Here is a 14,056-nt window from a genome sequence, read left to right as displayed (position 1 = left end):
ACAGAGTTTCCGAGACGCTTCCACCCCAAGCCCTCTAGCGGCATAAGCTCAAGGCCATGTCCTCGCAGAGCCTCGCCCAGAACCTCGCCCGGAGCCTCGCCCTGATCGAGAACTGGCCGGTCCCCACCGCCGCGGCGGGCGTCGTACGGGCCGACGGCACGGTCCTGGGCACCCACGGCCCCGCCGACCGCCGCTTCCCGCTCGCGTCGGTCACCAAGCCGCTGGCCGCGTACGCCGCCCTTGTCGCGTACGAGGAAGGGGCGATCGAACTCGACGAACCGGCGGGCCCGCCCGGCGCCACCGTCCGCCATCTCCTGGCCCACACCTCCGGCCTGGCCTTCGACGAGCACCGGGTGACCTTCGCCCCCGGCGAACGCCGCCTCTACTCCAACGCCGGTTTCGAACAACTCGGGGACCACATCGCAAAGGCGACGGACATCCCGTTCCCGGAATACCTCCGCCAGGCGGTCCTGGCCCCCCTGGGCATGACGGCGACGACCCTGGACGGCTCCCCCGCAAAGGACGCCGTCTCAACCGTGACGGACCTGCTCCGCTTCGCCGCGGAGGTACAGTCCCCCCGCCTCCTGGACCCCCGCACGGTCGCCGAGGCGATGACGGTCCAGTACCCCGGCACCAAGGGCGTCCTGCCGGGCTACGGCCACCAGAACCCCAACGACTGGGGCCTGGGCTTCGAGATCCGCGACGCCAAATCCCCCCACTGGACGGGCGCCACCTCCTCCCCCCACACCTTCGGCCACTTCGGCCAGTCCGGCACGTTCCTGTGGATCGACCCGGCGGCGGGCCTGGCCTGCACAGCCCTGACGGACCGGGACTTCGGCCCGTGGGCGATCGAGGCGTGGCCGACGTTCACGGACGCGGTACTGACGGAATTGCGTATTTGAGCATGAACCGACCGCTGCACGTTGGGAAGTGATGCGCGAGGCTAGCCGCGAGCGAGGTGGACGTGAAGGTTCTGGCGCGTATCTCCCCGGCCCGCAGCTCGGTGGTGAATTACTACGTCTCCATCACCGTCGAGTACGAGCGTGAGCTCGCCTCCACGAGAAGGGCCACCCGCCGCTACGGCCGTGGCCACTGACGATTCGGCCGCCGGGCTGTAGCAGCAGCTGGCCCCGGCGCGCTGGTGGAAGGGCAACACCGGGGCCCACAATGCGAGCATTCCACGGTGGCTCTGCAAGGTCGTCGCCACACCCCTGCAGAGCCCCGACAATGAGTGTGTGCGCCCCGACCTCTCGGTAACGGACGGGCATACATCGACTGCTGTCGGCCTCGTCAGTCCGCTGTCGGCCGCCATGTTCCGGCAGACCGTGCAGCCGACCGTCCCGCTACCGCCCCGATGGTGGCCGACAAGGCAGCGCAGGCGGTTGCACCTGCGGTTATGACCTTCCAGGACACGTGCCCTTCCTGGACGATCGTGATGAGGAACAGGGAATGCCAGGACGTGACGGCCACGGACACGGCGGTGCACATGATCATGGGGATGGTGAGGTGCCAGCGGGTCACGGACCGGAAGATGTGTGGCGTTCCAGTCAGAACACTGATTGCGGGGAGGGTCCGCCGGATGCGAGTGAACTCTGATGCCGCGCTCACTGCCCCGGCTCCGGCAAGGACGATCAGTCCGGGAATGCCGAACAGTGAGATCCAGTTGTTCACGTTCTCCCTCATTTCCTTGCCCGTGACCCATTCCAGGCCGGGCGGTTCGGCACTTGCCATCCGGGCGAACGCCGCCTTCTTCACGTCTGGCAGCAGGCCTCGGTGAGGTGTGACCACGATGAGGGACTCCTCAGGCTTGGTGATGCTCAGCGACGTGACTGCTTGGACACGCGCGTTGGGATGCCACCGCACCATCTCCCAGACCTTCGCGTTCCCATTGTCACGGACGGGTGTGGGAGTGCGGCTGCACGTCAGGCCGAGAGTGGTCAGGGCTGGGCAGGGCGCCTGGAGAAGAATGTGCTGCACCGCCTGGGATCCCACGTACGTGGTCGTCGCCTTCAGTACGTGCGAGCCGGCAGGAAGGGACTGGGAGAAGTCGTCGACGTCGCGGCCAGTCATGCCGCGCGCGTGAACGTCGATCACAGTGTCCCCGACGTGTGCATAGCTGGCCCGTGCCGCGCTGGCCCCATCGCTCGACCTGCTCTGCCACACCTGCATCTGAGCAACGAGGCCCAGCCCGATCACCATGGAACTGTCAGACGGACGATGACACCGGGATGAGCGGCCGTCCACCGTCCGCCGATGATGCGCCCGGCCTGTCCGCGCCGGTAGCCGTTCTGGGCGATCACTGTTCCCGCCCGCCGGACCAGGGCGCCGGCAACTGAGGGCAGGAAGGCCCACATCAGGACGGTGCCGGTCATGAACACGGGAGTGTCGTAGCGCCGGTCGAGGTACTGGCTGGTCAGCACGATCACCACACCGACTCCGCACATGGCCATCCGCCACCACGGGATGTTCGAGCCGTTCGGCGTGGGCCGAGTCGATGTCCTGGTGCGCTGGAGGCGGTTGGTGCCGACGACGACGGCCACCACCGTCACCAGGGACAGGGCGAGTGCTGCGGCCGCCTGTGGAACATACTGCTGGAGATCGGTGTGGTTGAGGATGTATCCGGTGGGCGGAAGGCGCAGGTCCCACAGCGAGGCGAGCGCGTACGGCACGGCCCCGGCACATGTTCCCAGCGCTGTCGGTACGGCCGCCTCCGCGACAGACACCAGACTGCGGTGCATCCATCCGGCGCCCAGGGCATGCAGGAGGGCGGTGCGCCGGTCACGCGTGGACGATCCGACGCGGGCGGCCACCACCACCAGAACAAGGGCAGGTAGACCGACCGCGGCCCACAGGGTCCCGGCGGACGACGACACCGGCTTCTGGTCGAGCATTTCGACGCTGGACGTGGCGCCACTGCCGTACCCATGGACGTACAGCACAGTGGCCTTGCCGGGGTCAGGCCTGTGGGTCAGGCCCACATAGGCGAGACGTTCGGACGGCGAAACCAGGCCTTGTTCGCCAATGGTTCCGGAGAACGTGCCGTACCGGTGCAGCACGCCCTCCGTCTTGCCCTGGCGCAGGAGTTCAGGGGAGAGGTAGACGTGTCCGGGCTCGGGCCACGCCGAAAGCCCCGCAGGGGGCGGGAAGTCCTTCTGGAGCGGGTACACGTAGAACACCGAGTGCTGGAACGCTCCGACTGTGTCTAACCGTTCCACGACCATCGCGTCCGCACCCTCGGAAACCGTCGTCAAGAGGAAGCCGCGTGTGTCCGCACGCTCCTCTCGCCCGGCGTAGGTGGCGAACACAGCAGCAGTGGCCGTCGCGACGACGGCGAGGGCGGCGGCTGCGGCGAACAGGGCCCACCACCGGGTGCGTTCACCAGGCGTGGACCGTCCCGCCGCCAGGCCGATACGCACCATCTGCCTGCCCACGCGCCTGCTCATGAGCCCACCCCTGCCTCGGTCAGAAGGCCGTTGCGCAGCTCATATCTGTGATCCGCCTGCTCGGCCACCGAACGGTCGTGCGTGACAAGGAGGAGGGCGCACTCGTGGCGACCGGCCGTGGTGAACAGCAGCCGCGCAACGTCACCTTTCGCCTCCGGATCGAGGGCGCCGGTCGGCTCGTCGGCCAGGAGCACGGCCGGACGGGCGATCAAAGCTCGTGCTACGGCGGCTCGCTGTCGCTCCCCTCCGGACAGCATGCCGGTCGGCGTGGAGCCGGACGGAACGCCCAACTCCTCAAGGAGTACCCGGGCCCGCCGGTAGGCGTCCTCATGATCCCCTCCGCCCAGCAGAACGGGCAGAGCCACGTTTTCCACCGGCGTGAGTTCGGGCAGCAGTTCCCCGAATTGGAACACTATCCCGAGAAGTTCGCGCCGCGCCTTCGTCAACTGGCCCGTGGAAAGGGAGGTGAGATCGAGGCCGTTGACGCAGACAGTGCCGGAGCGGGGCTTGATCAACCCCAGGACGCACATCAGGAGAGTTGACTTCCCCGACCCGCTCGGACCGGTTACGGCGACCGACTCGCCTGGGCGAACAGTGAGGTTGACCCGGTCAAGGAGGCGGCGGTCGTCGATCTGATAGCTGAGCTCTGAGATGCTCAGTCCTTGTGAATGACTCTGTTTCACCGCTGGCGGCGCCGTTCTGTGGGGGGAAATGGGTGCGCCGCCCCGGCCGGTGACCGGCCGGGGCGGCAGGGGCGGTCAAGGTGCGGCCGCTAGGGGATAACCCAGCCGGAGCAGTCGTCCGGGGCCCAGTCGTTCTCGTCGCACGCCTTGAACTTGTAGATGCGCGACCGGTGCCCTGGTCCACGCCGGTTGACGTGGCTCACAAGGGGGCGGCGGGATCGTAGGCTCACCACAAGATGATCACGCAAACACCTCGAGGCTCATTCCCGCCGTTCCGCAAGCAAAGGGGAGCTAGTCGAACGGCTTGATAAAAGCTGCGGGACGAGGAAGATTTCTAGATTGCCTCTGCGAACCGGAGCGAGTGTCCCGGACTGGAAAGCGGATGGTAATGGCTTGAATAGAGCCATGCTCCGCCCCTCGCACGACGTCTTCCTCACGCCTTGACCCGGCACTCGAACCACACCGTCTTGCCGCTTCCGGCGGGGTGAGGCGTCACACCCCACCGATCCTTGTCGGCCATCCCACGGCACCAGCAGGGTACGAAGACACTGCGAAGTCTTTGGCCTACTCCCTGCCTTGTCAGAACTGCCGGTGCGCGGGGACGATCTGGCGGACCAGGCGCCACATCCCGGTGGACGGATTGCGCTTGTGCTCTTCGCCCGGCTTCGCCAGGTCCTCGGCACGGTCCACTGCCGTGGGCCAGGTGTCCCGGTACGGATCGAAGGTGAACTTGTCCGCCGACTTGCTGTAGTCGGGCTGATGGGGAAGGAGTTGTCCTACCGTCTGCCTGAAGTCGTTGAGCGGGCCGCGCTGGTCGTGGAAGTGGAGCAGGAGCCACAGTTCGAAGCACGGATTGGACAGGGCGATGTCGATGCCTTCGGTATCGGCCAGCCGTAACGCCTTGTCGAGGTGCGCGAATTCGTCCACATCCAGTACGCACCAGGTACCCGCGCAGTGATCGCCCGCTCGGGTGCGTTCGCCGACCGCGTGCCTGACCACGGACACCGGATCCTGTGGGCAGACCTTGACCCGTACGTCGACGGCATGATTGTCGACCGCTCTCAACAGTCCCTTCACATAGGCGGGTTCGGTGGTCCTGCCGCCACAGACCACCAGGATGGCCGGTAACGCGTCCCGGTACGCGGGCCTGCGGCGCAGCGTGGACTCACGCCTCGGGGCCCTCCGGCCGTCCCGGTTCGGATTCCTCGCCACCCGTCTCCCCCCACCTGGCGAACGCCAGTGTGAACGTGTCGTCGATCATGGGTACCGCGCCGTAGCTCCCGCTCAGATAGCGCCGCTCCCGGTTCTCGTTCTGGCGCGGCCTGAAGTCGGACAGGGGGTACAGCGAGCTCTCCCCGAATTCGTTCTTCGTCACGAACCAGATCTGGTCGCGCTTCAGGATGTCCTCTCCTGCCCTGCGGCCGAGCAGGCTCACGTCATGGCTGGTGAACAGCAGCTGGGCGCTGTGAGGATTGCGGACCTTGTCCTGGAAGAGGGCGACGAGGAACGAACTGAGCCGTGGATGCAGGCTGCTGCCGAGTTCGTCCACCACCAGGGTGCCGCCCCGCCGGGCCACTCTCTCCAGCGTGAACGCGTACTCCACCAGTGCCTGAGTACCGGCGGACTCCGCCGTCAGCGGCACCTCGAACGGACCGTTCCTGCCGGTGTGTCTCAGCAGCAGTTCGTGACGGGTCCGCCGATTCGACCTCGGCAGGTCGAAAAGCGTGTCCTTGCGAGCGACGGCGGGCCCGGGGCGCCCCGGATACAGCTCCTCCTCGCTCTGCACCCGGAAGTCCTCGATACCGAGATCCGCAACACGCAGCAGTTCGCGCAGATGAGTCGGTTCGCCCAGGCTGTCCAGCTGACGGGCGAGATCCCTGAGCATCAGTGCACGAGTGCGGGGAGCCAGGGTCAGGGGACCGCCGAACACCAGGTCGCTGTGGAACCACCGGTACACCGGGTGCACTACCGCCGCTGCCGACTTGGACCGGGCCGCCGTGGACAGGAACAGTGCGTTGGGAGCCGTGATCTCCGCGACCGTGCGGAGTTCCTTCTGCCGTTCCTGCAAACTGCCGACGCGGAAATCGTCGCCGTCCCGCTCGAACACCACCCGCTTGCGGCCCTCCGGGTAGGCGTACAGCCACTCGGCGGCCACGTGATCGTCGTCCACTTCGAAGCCGTAGACGTGGCGCACGCCCTGCACCACCAGGTCGGTGACGTACCAGGACGATTCCGCCTCGCGGACGTCCGACAGGAAGGGCTGTCTGCTCACGCCCTCGCCGTCCTCGGCGAGGAGGTGCGAGTGGTTCACCATCTCCGCCATGTAGCGCAGCGCGTCCACCACGTTGGACTTGCCTGCCGCGTTCGAACCGAAGACGCCGGCGACCGGCACCGCTTCCCACGCTGTGCCCGGGGGCCGATCACCGTCGTACACCGGCTGGAGCTGCCACTCGGTCTCCGCCCGGATCGACCGATGGTTGCCCACTCTGAAATTCAGAAGCATGAGCACCCCCTTCCCAAGCTAGTTTCACCGACTTTCGGGCAAGTGAATTGCCAGTAAAGAGGCTTGGTAACCAAAACTGGGGATTCAGGGGGGTAGAACAAGCCTTGCGGGTGACGCAACCGACGGCACGGCACCGTCCTCATACCTAAAGGACACCGGGTCGCGGAAGGGAGTGCCGGTGGTCATGCGGCGGAGGAGCCTTGTCACCGCTGTTGGCTGCGCCCTGCTCGCAGGGGCCTCGGCGTCCTGCACCGGTGGCTCCGCGCCCGCACGGAGGCCGGCGACGGACCTGCTCGACGGCCGGGACTGGGCTCACTTCGCCGGGGCGAAGCCGACGCGGTCAGGAGTGCGCATCACACGCCTCGACCGGCGCATCACACGACAGGACGGCAGCGGTGGGCAGCCGAATCCGCCGGTGAATCTGCGCGGTCCCCACCTCGTGTTCCGGGGCGACATCCGGATCGAGGCGCGGCTGAGAGGCCTGGACGGCACGGATGCCTACCTGCATCTCTACGGTGAGACTCCCGTCGTGTACGACGAGTGGCGGCGAGAGCGACGCGGGGTGCGGGTCGGTGTGGCGGGCGGTCGGGTTCGGTTCGACCGGTGGGACGGGGATTCGGACCGGCCTGCTCTGACCCGTACCTTCGGTGACGGCTTCGTGGAGGACGTCCGCCTCGCCGTCGAGGTACGGGGGGACAGGCTGGTGCTGGAGGCCGACGGGAATGCCGTGGGGACCGTTCCGGGGCGGGATGTCTTCGGGCGCGGCCGAATCTGGTTCGGCGCGGATGCGCAGGGTGGTGGGGAAGGGTGGACACTCGGCGAGCTCCGCGCGATGCCGCTGGACCGGGGGCAGTTGTCCGTCCGGGACGCCCCCGGACTGGAAGTCCCCCGCTCCACCGATGGGTTGCGTGACCTGGCCGCGGATCTCCAGCGGCCGATCCGGGTGGGGACAGCTCTGGCCGTGGGTCCTTTGCTGACCGACAGCGCCTACCGCAGGACGGCGGGTGAGGAGTTCTCCATGCTCACGCCGGAGAACGACTTCAAGGCACAGTTCGTCCAGCCGCGACGCGGCGTGTTCGCGTTCGAGGAAGGTGACACCCTGGTGGACTTCGCCGATGCCAACGGGATGCAGGTGCACGCGCACACCCTCGTCTGGTTCGAGGCGCTGCCCTCCTGGATGTGCGCCGAGATGACACACCAGGACCGCAAGCGCGTCATGACGGAGCACATCCGGGCGGTCGCGGGCCACTTCCGGGGGAGGGTGGCGGAATGGGACGTGGTGAACGAGCCCATGTCCGACGAGGACGAGGACTACACCAACGGCAACCGCGGCGTGCGGCCGCACCTCTGGTTCGAGGCGATGGGCGAGCAATACATCGACATCGCCTTCCGTACGGCCCGCGCGGCCGACCCGCACGCGGTGCTTTACCTCAACGAGTACGGGGTGGAGGAGGACGGACAGCGCTGGGACGCCCTCCACGCGCTGCTGATCCGGCTCAAGAAGCGCGGCGTTCCGATCGACGGTGTCGGTTTCCAGAACCACGAGTACGCCGCCGACGACCGTACCGACCCCGAAGTCTTCCGGCGCAAGGTCCGGGCGCTGGCCCGGCTCGGCCTGAAAGCCCGGGTCTCGGAGATGGACGTCCTCGTCGGCGAGGGCGAGGGCGACGTCCAGGCCCGCGAGTTCGCGGGGAAACTCGCCGTCTGCGCGGAGGAACCCAACTGCACCTCGTTCTCCACCTGGGGCTTCACCGACCGATACGGTTCCACGGCCGACATCCGGAACTATCCCCCGAGTCCCGGAAACGCCCTTCCCTGGGATGCCGCGTACGAGGCCAGGCCCGCGTACTGGGCCCTGCGTGACGTCCTCGGCCGCTCCCGCCGCCGGACCACGGAATAGCAGACGCCGCCTCCGCCTCGACGCGAAGTGGGCCAGACAGGCCCTGACGACCAGCACGAGTACGACATTTACCCACCCATGCCACCCGCGTGACCGTTTATATACTGTGTTACTTAGTAGATTCGGCCTGCCGAGGTCACTCTTACGGGAGGTCGATGGTGGGAGTTCGCAAGGAGTACTGGGGTGTCGTCACCGGTCCCGCAGAGATGAGTTCGACGGTCGCGGATCAAGAGACGTCCGATCGTCGTGACGTCCGTGTCCAGTTCGATGATCCATCTTTAGCGGCCTCCTATGCCTCTTCGTATCAGGGCTCGGGGCCCGCTGAGCGGTACTTCTCCTCCAGGCTCCATGCCGTATTCGAGATCCTGGACCGATGTCCCGGTGGGGATCTTCTCGACGTCGGCTGCGGGCCAGGGATGTTCGTCCGGCGTGTGCTCGACACTCGCCCCGGCGATTTCCGGATCACCGCCGTCGACCAGGCGCCCGCCATGATCGCCGAGGCCGCAGGCCGCACGGCGGGTGCCGAGGTCGAACTGGCCGTCGGGGATGCGGAGGCGCTGCCGTTCCCGGATGCGAGTTTCGACGTCGTGGTTGCGATGGGGGTGCTGGAGTACTGCGACCTTTCCGTGGTCTTGCGCGAACTTGACCGCGTTGTGCGCCCGGACGGGCTCGTTCTCGTCAGCATGTTGAACCCGCTGAGCCCGTACCGCCTGTTCGAGTGGGGGGTGTATTGGCCGCTGCTTCGGCTGCTCGGCCAGATCGAGGGTTTGCTCGGCCTACCCCCTAAGCGAAGGCACGGTGTGCCGAAGTCCGGTATCCGGGCGCTCTCGGCTCGGCGGTTGCGGCGGCGGATGCGGGAAGCCCGGCTTTGTCCCGTCGACGTCGTCCACTACGACTTGACGCCCTCCGTCCCGCCATTCGACCGGTTCGTGTGGCGGTGGACGCGTCGGCACGAACGACCGGCGGACACCGTCAGTCGGGGTCTCTGCCGTTGGCCGGGGACGGCTTACCTGGTTGCCGCCACCCGCTCTCGATGATGCTCGCGTAGTCGGCCGAGGTCGCGCGAGGGTCCTATTGCTCCTTCCCCGCCCGTTGCACATCCTGCTGGGATGCGCTTCTCCATCAACATCCCCAACTTCGGTGACTTCGCCGACCCCCGTAACGTCGCGACTGTGGCGGCCGCCGCCGAACAGGCCGGCTGGGACGGGCTCTTCGTCTGGGACCACGTACTGCACCGACGACACCAGGGACGCCCCTTCGGAGACCCCTGGATGCTGCTGACCGCGGCCGCGCTGGCGACCTCGCGGATCCGGCTCGGCACCTTACTGACACCGGTCCCCCGTTACCGTCCGCAGCAACTTGCCCGCCAAGTGGCCACCCTGGACCATCTCAGCGACGGCCGGGTGATCTTCGCAGCAGGCCTGGGCGGCCCGGTCGAGGACGAGTACCGCAGCTTCGGCGACACTGCTGAGCCACACCTCCTCGCCGAGCGGCTGGACGAGGGACTGGAACTGCTGGGGCGCTGGTGGTCCGGCGAGCCGGTGAACCACCACGGCAGGCACTACGAGGCCCGGGACGTGACGCTGCTGCCCGCAACCGTGCAGCGGCCTGGTCCGCCGGTGTGGATCGGCGGGTTCTGGCCGCGTCGCCCGCCGATGCGGCGGGCAGCGCGGTGGGACGGCGCGGTGCCTCTCTTCGAGACGGCCCGGCACGGACATGTGCCCGATGCGGCGGAGGTGCGGGATCTTGTCGGTTATGTGCGCAAGCACCGTACGGCCGGGGCCGAGCAGCCCTTCGAGTTCGTGCTCGGCGGTGCCACGCACTCGGATTCCGCGAAGGCCAGGAACGTGATCGGTCCGCTGCGCGACGCCGGCGCCACCTGGTGGGACGAGCGGCAGGTCCAGACCGGCCCCGATCTGGACCGCCTGACTCCAGTACTGCGCCGGATCGAGGCGGGACCGCCGGTGGTCTGATCAGCCCATCGACCCGCACTCCGCGCCATTCATTCCATAACGACATTTCCTGATGCGCCGCACGGATTGATATTGTCCCGGGAGCAATCAAGAGCCTCGTGGCTAAACGTACGGGTTCAGCTCGATCCGCGCGATGGCCGTCTTTTGCTGCTCACTTTGGGCGGCGGACTGCCCACACGATCGCGATCGCAGCCCGCTGGTCCCGGAATTCTCATTTATGAGCCTCTGTATCGCCCTGACGGTCGAAGAAACCTGAGGAAATACATGAATGATGAGAGCAAGGGCGGACGCACTCATGACGCGCCGCACCGTAAACCGAGGAAATGGTTCGCAGCAGTACTGTTGACGCTGGCGGTGATCGCGACTGCGGCGGCCCCGGCCGCGAGTTCCGCTGCGCAGGAAAAGGCTGGGTCGGAGGCCGTCACGCACGCGGCTACTTCGGTCGCCGACTCGTCGACGATCGACTGTTCCAGAAGCTGTATGACGCATATGGTCGACAAGCTTCTGAAGTCCATGGTGGCGCATGATCCGGAAAGCCTGCCGCTGGCGACCGTCTACAAGGCGACCGAGAACTCGCACGCGGCGGCGCTCGGCATGATGACGCTGTGGCGCACCGTCACCAAGGCGGGCAAGCCGAGCCTGCTGGCCATCGACACCACCGCTGGTCAGGCGTACCTTGCCTTGACCATCAAGGAGAGCGGAAGCCTGTCCGTCCTCTATGGCCGGATCAAGGTGGTCGACAAGAAGATCACGGAGTTGGAGCTGAACGTCAACCGCTCCCGCGGAGACCATGGCTTCACCTACTCGCCCGAACAACTGGCGGCGAACTACAAGCAGCTGATGTCGCCGCCCGCCGACCGCGAAAAGGCCACCCGTGCGGAACTGCTTGCCCTGAGTCAGGCAAGCTTCGACCCCAGCAGCACATTCAAGGCGGAAATCTCCTCGACGTGCCAGTTCACCGAAGTGGGTGCGCTGGTGATCGACACCGGGCTGGACGGGACCGGCTCCACCGACCCGCTCGGCTGTGTCTGGATGTCAGAACGCCCTGCCGATTCGAAGGCGCGCGACCTGGTAATCGACGAGGAACTCGGAATCGTCGTGACCGGTGGCATGGTCCCAGGCAAGGTGTACCCTTACCCGCAAGACGGGAAGATGATTTCCGCCTTCATTCCGGACGACATGAAGGCCGCCCAGCAAGCGCAGCAGGAATGGTACGAGAAAAAGGTAGCAGAGGGCGGTTCGGCACTCGTGGCCCCGACCACCGCCACCGGAGTGACCCTGAACCTATTCCAGTACTACGACAGCAAAATCCAGGCGCACCAGATTAATGTCAACTTGAGTGGCGCGGGTGTGGAATCCGCCTGGGTGGAGTGACGTGATCTCAGCGAGGGCCGGGCTTCGGCCTAGTCGCGTGACGTCCGGTTTGCGATGCGCCGTCTGCTCGTCCGGCGGCTGAGATGCAAGCAGGCACGGCTTCCACGGTCGGTTCATGGAGTTCCGACCCACGAACCGACCGGGAGACCGTGCCTGCCGCCTCGGGCTTCCTCAGGGGGCGCCCCCGCCCGCCCCGTCCGTCAGCCGACGTTGCCGGACTCCACGGGGAAGTCCGGGGGCCAGGGCAGGCGGGCGTCGTACAGGGCCTCCCGGTCGCCCATCAGCTCGTACTCAGCCTCACGCCAGCTCGGATTGCCACCGATGACGAAGCTGTCACCGTCAGGTTCCAGCATCCAGGTGAAGTTCGCGTCGCTCGGTTCCAGCTCGTGCCGCTCCCGCAGGACAGCGAATTGGTCGGGAGTGGCCCGCCGAATGTGCAAGCCGTCCCGGTAGTACGGCTTGAGCAGCATGAGGCGCACATGACCAATGTAAATCTCGATGTGCGTTGTGGTGCGATCCACGGCGAGCGCCTCGCTGGTGAGGAACAGCTGCCGATGAGAGGGGTTGTATCCGACAACCCTGAACAGCCGGCCCCTACGGACAAAATCTGTCATCTGCACATTCTCTTCTCAGTCCGGCACCGGCTCGCTCTGGCCGTCCAGTTCGCTCTGCCACTCCGTGGCCGCGACGCCGAGTTCCTCGCCGAGGACCGAGTGCGGGTCCTCCGGGTTGCTCGAGGTGCAGGACGCGAACCGGGACTTGAGGTTCTCCACATCGATCCGGAACTCGATCGAGTCCGGGTCGGGCGCGTCGGTCGGGAAGCCGCCGTACTGCAGGAACATACGCGCGTCGTCGGCATACATCCCATGCATGAACTGCAGGGACTCCCATGCCTTGCGGTCGTAGTAGTCGGCTGAACTGTCAGGGGAGTAGCGGTTCTTGTAGACCTCGGTGGCTGCGTCGACGGAGTCCTTGCCAGCGAGAGGCTGTACGTCGCTGTAGAAATCGCCCTCTTCCCGCCAGAACTGGTCTTGGATCCAGTCGTTGAGGCCGATCGTGTCGAACGGGGTGGGCGGCTCGACCCACTGGAAACCGGCGACCGTGTGGGGGGGGGCGGTGGGGTGGTGACCGCTAGGGACTTCTCCCACACGTGGTGCCGGTCGTGCAACTCGGTCGACTTGGCGCTCGAGACTCGGTCGGCCGGGGATGCGCATGACAGCACAGCACAAAAGCCTCGCACCGGACGTGCCGGTGCCGGTCCGATGTGTTTCCCCCCCACCGCGGCCGGTCATGACCACGGCAAGGGCATGCTATGAAAATCGAGTGAAATCTGTAAAGAGCTGTAAATGCTTGTGCCTTGACCCGCAGCAATGGACGGGCCGGGCCGCGGTTGTACGCCGATGGCGGTGACGCCCGGCTGCGCCCGCAGCGGCTCCGGCCGCAGCCGAACGCCCAAAGCACGCCTGCTTCAGCGGGCGGCCATCTCCCACATCAGGAGTTCCGCCGTGCCGGTCGTCGTCCCCACCGCCTCCACGTCCTTCGTGTCCGTCAGGCGGGCCGCGTCGCCGGGGCCCAGGTGTTCGGACTCCAACTGCACCTCGCCGCGGACCACGTGGACGTACACGTACGCGCCGTCCGGGACCGCCGTGCGTTCGCCCTCCGCCAGGCGGCGGACGTGGAGCATCGCGGCTGCCTCCGGGACGGCGTACGGGGTGGAGTCGGCGATGCCGCGGACGATCTCGTACGACGGGTCGCCGCCCGGGCGCAGCGGGGCCAGCCACATCTGTACGAAGGTCAGCGGGCTCACGCCGTCGTTGCGCTCCACGTGGCGTACGCCCGCCGCCGCGCTGAGGCGCTGGACGTCGCCGGGGCGGACCGTGGTCTCCCGGCCCGTGGAGTCGCGGTGTGTCAGCTCGCCCTCGACCACCCAGGTCACGATCTCGGTGTGGCTGTGCGGATGCTCGTCGAACCCGGCGCCGGGCGCCACCCGTTCCTCGTTGCAGGCGATCAGGGCGCCGAAGCGGAGGTTGGCGGGGTCGTAGTGGGGGCCGAAGGAGAAGGCGTGGCGGGAGTCGATCCCCGCTGACCGGTCTCCGCCCTGAAAGCGGTCGCTTGCTCGCCATACCTCCGTCACATGCCAACCGTAGCCCCCGGGAGCCTCCAGGTCGTCCCACTACAGT

At 66.9% G+C, this 14,056-nt stretch carries 14 protein-coding genes; 6 read left to right on the top strand and 8 right to left on the bottom strand.

Annotated elements, in window-relative coordinates:
* Positions 1 to 56 precede the first annotated feature (56 nt).
* Together ACSYGN_RS28795 and ACSYGN_RS28790 are read left to right on the top strand one after the other, a co-directional pair.
* The gene (locus ACSYGN_RS28795; protein ID WP_460400634.1) at positions 57 to 902 is read left to right on the top strand and encodes a serine hydrolase domain-containing protein; all 846 of its coding nucleotides are present in this window, start codon (positions 57 to 59) and stop codon (positions 900 to 902) included.
* A gap of 62 nt (positions 903 to 964) precedes the next feature.
* Positions 965 to 1,096: a hypothetical protein gene (locus tag ACSYGN_RS28790; protein WP_460400632.1), complete on the top strand. Its 132-nt coding sequence runs from the start codon at positions 965 to 967 to the stop codon at positions 1,094 to 1,096.
* 194 nt (positions 1,097 to 1,290) lie between these two features.
* Here the strand turns inward: ACSYGN_RS28790 and ACSYGN_RS28785 are convergent, their stop codons facing one another.
* The 5 genes from ACSYGN_RS28785 to ACSYGN_RS28765 all read right to left on the bottom strand — a co-directional run bounded on the left by ACSYGN_RS28785 (position 1,291) and on the right by ACSYGN_RS28765 (position 6,629).
* Entirely contained in the window at positions 1,291 to 2,199 is a 909-nt protein-coding gene (locus ACSYGN_RS28785; protein ID WP_460400630.1) for a hypothetical protein, read from the bottom strand.
* Positions 2,193 to 3,443, bottom strand: a complete 1,251-nt coding sequence (locus tag ACSYGN_RS28780; RefSeq protein WP_460400628.1) for a hypothetical protein — start codon at positions 3,441 to 3,443, stop codon at positions 2,193 to 2,195. The genes ACSYGN_RS28785 and ACSYGN_RS28780 overlap by 7 nt, the downstream gene beginning before the upstream one ends.
* Entirely contained in the window at positions 3,440 to 4,126 is a 687-nt protein-coding gene (locus ACSYGN_RS28775) for an ABC transporter ATP-binding protein (protein ID WP_460400626.1), read from the bottom strand. The genes ACSYGN_RS28780 and ACSYGN_RS28775 overlap by 4 nt, the downstream gene beginning before the upstream one ends.
* 579 nt (positions 4,127 to 4,705) lie before the next feature.
* A complete protein-coding gene (locus ACSYGN_RS28770) occupies positions 4,706 to 5,338 on the bottom strand; it encodes an RloB family protein (protein ID WP_460400624.1) in 633 nt (210 codons plus the stop codon).
* Positions 5,292 to 6,629: an AAA family ATPase gene (locus ACSYGN_RS28765; protein ID WP_460400622.1), complete on the bottom strand. Its 1,338-nt coding sequence runs from the start codon at positions 6,627 to 6,629 to the stop codon at positions 5,292 to 5,294. Before ACSYGN_RS28765 ends, ACSYGN_RS28770 begins: the two co-directional genes overlap by 47 nt.
* 346 nt (positions 6,630 to 6,975) lie before the next feature.
* Here ACSYGN_RS28765 and ACSYGN_RS28760 point away from each other — a divergent pair, with 346 nt between their 5' ends.
* The 4 genes from ACSYGN_RS28760 to ACSYGN_RS28745 all read left to right on the top strand — a co-directional run bounded on the left by ACSYGN_RS28760 (position 6,976) and on the right by ACSYGN_RS28745 (position 11,876).
* Complete coding sequence (locus ACSYGN_RS28760) at positions 6,976 to 8,529, top strand: endo-1,4-beta-xylanase (protein WP_460400620.1); 1,554 nt, start codon at positions 6,976 to 6,978, stop codon at positions 8,527 to 8,529.
* Between the two features lie 158 nt (positions 8,530 to 8,687).
* Positions 8,688 to 9,566 carry a class I SAM-dependent methyltransferase gene (locus tag ACSYGN_RS28755; RefSeq protein WP_460400618.1) on the top strand — a complete coding sequence of 293 codons (879 nt, stop codon included), beginning with the start codon at positions 8,688 to 8,690 and terminating at the stop codon, positions 9,564 to 9,566.
* Between the two features lie 72 nt (positions 9,567 to 9,638).
* A complete protein-coding gene (locus ACSYGN_RS28750; protein WP_460400616.1) occupies positions 9,639 to 10,502 on the top strand; it encodes an LLM class flavin-dependent oxidoreductase in 864 nt (287 codons plus the stop codon).
* Positions 10,503 to 10,766: 264 nt separating this feature from the next.
* The gene (locus ACSYGN_RS28745) at positions 10,767 to 11,876 is read left to right on the top strand and encodes a hypothetical protein (protein ID WP_460400614.1); all 1,110 of its coding nucleotides are present in this window, start codon (positions 10,767 to 10,769) and stop codon (positions 11,874 to 11,876) included.
* Between the two features lie 200 nt (positions 11,877 to 12,076).
* On the opposite strand, the gene ACSYGN_RS28740 is transcribed toward ACSYGN_RS28745, so the two are convergent.
* From ACSYGN_RS28740 to ACSYGN_RS28730, 3 genes are all read right to left on the bottom strand, one after another.
* Positions 12,077 to 12,490, bottom strand: a complete 414-nt coding sequence (locus tag ACSYGN_RS28740; protein ID WP_460400612.1) for a hypothetical protein — start codon at positions 12,488 to 12,490, stop codon at positions 12,077 to 12,079.
* Positions 12,491 to 12,505: 15 nt separating this feature from the next.
* Entirely contained in the window at positions 12,506 to 13,024 is a 519-nt protein-coding gene (locus ACSYGN_RS28735) for a hypothetical protein (RefSeq protein WP_460400610.1), read from the bottom strand.
* A gap of 320 nt (positions 13,025 to 13,344) precedes the next feature.
* Positions 13,345 to 14,010 (bottom strand): pirin family protein, encoded by a 666-nt coding sequence (locus tag ACSYGN_RS28730; protein ID WP_460400608.1) that lies wholly within the window; start codon positions 14,008 to 14,010, stop codon positions 13,345 to 13,347.
* Positions 14,011 to 14,056: the final 46 nt, after the last annotated feature.

Source organism: Streptomyces sp. YIM S03343 (genome assembly GCF_054729195.1).
The sequence above is the reverse complement of the archived record's forward strand: the minus strand, read 5'-3'. Positions and strand labels throughout refer to the sequence as shown.

Bases quoted from the DNA above. Each gene is read 5' to 3' on its own strand.
- ACSYGN_RS28785 (WP_460400630.1), bottom strand. From the start codon at position 2,199: ATGGTGATCGGGCTGGGCCTCGTTGCTCAGATGCAGGTGTGGCAGAGC.
- ACSYGN_RS28765 (WP_460400622.1), bottom strand. From the start codon at position 6,629: ATGCTTCTGAATTTCAGAGTGGGCAACCATCGGTCGATCCGGGCGGAG.
- ACSYGN_RS28780 (WP_460400628.1), bottom strand. From the start codon at position 3,443: ATGAGCAGGCGCGTGGGCAGGCAGATGGTGCGTATCGGCCTGGCGGCG.
- ACSYGN_RS28745 (WP_460400614.1), top strand. From the start codon at position 10,767: ATGAATGATGAGAGCAAGGGCGGACGCACTCATGACGCGCCGCACCGT.
- ACSYGN_RS28750 (WP_460400616.1), top strand. From the start codon at position 9,639: ATGCGCTTCTCCATCAACATCCCCAACTTCGGTGACTTCGCCGACCCC.
- ACSYGN_RS28740 (WP_460400612.1), bottom strand. From the start codon at position 12,490: ATGACAGATTTTGTCCGTAGGGGCCGGCTGTTCAGGGTTGTCGGATAC.
- ACSYGN_RS28795 (WP_460400634.1), top strand. From the start codon at position 57: ATGTCCTCGCAGAGCCTCGCCCAGAACCTCGCCCGGAGCCTCGCCCTG.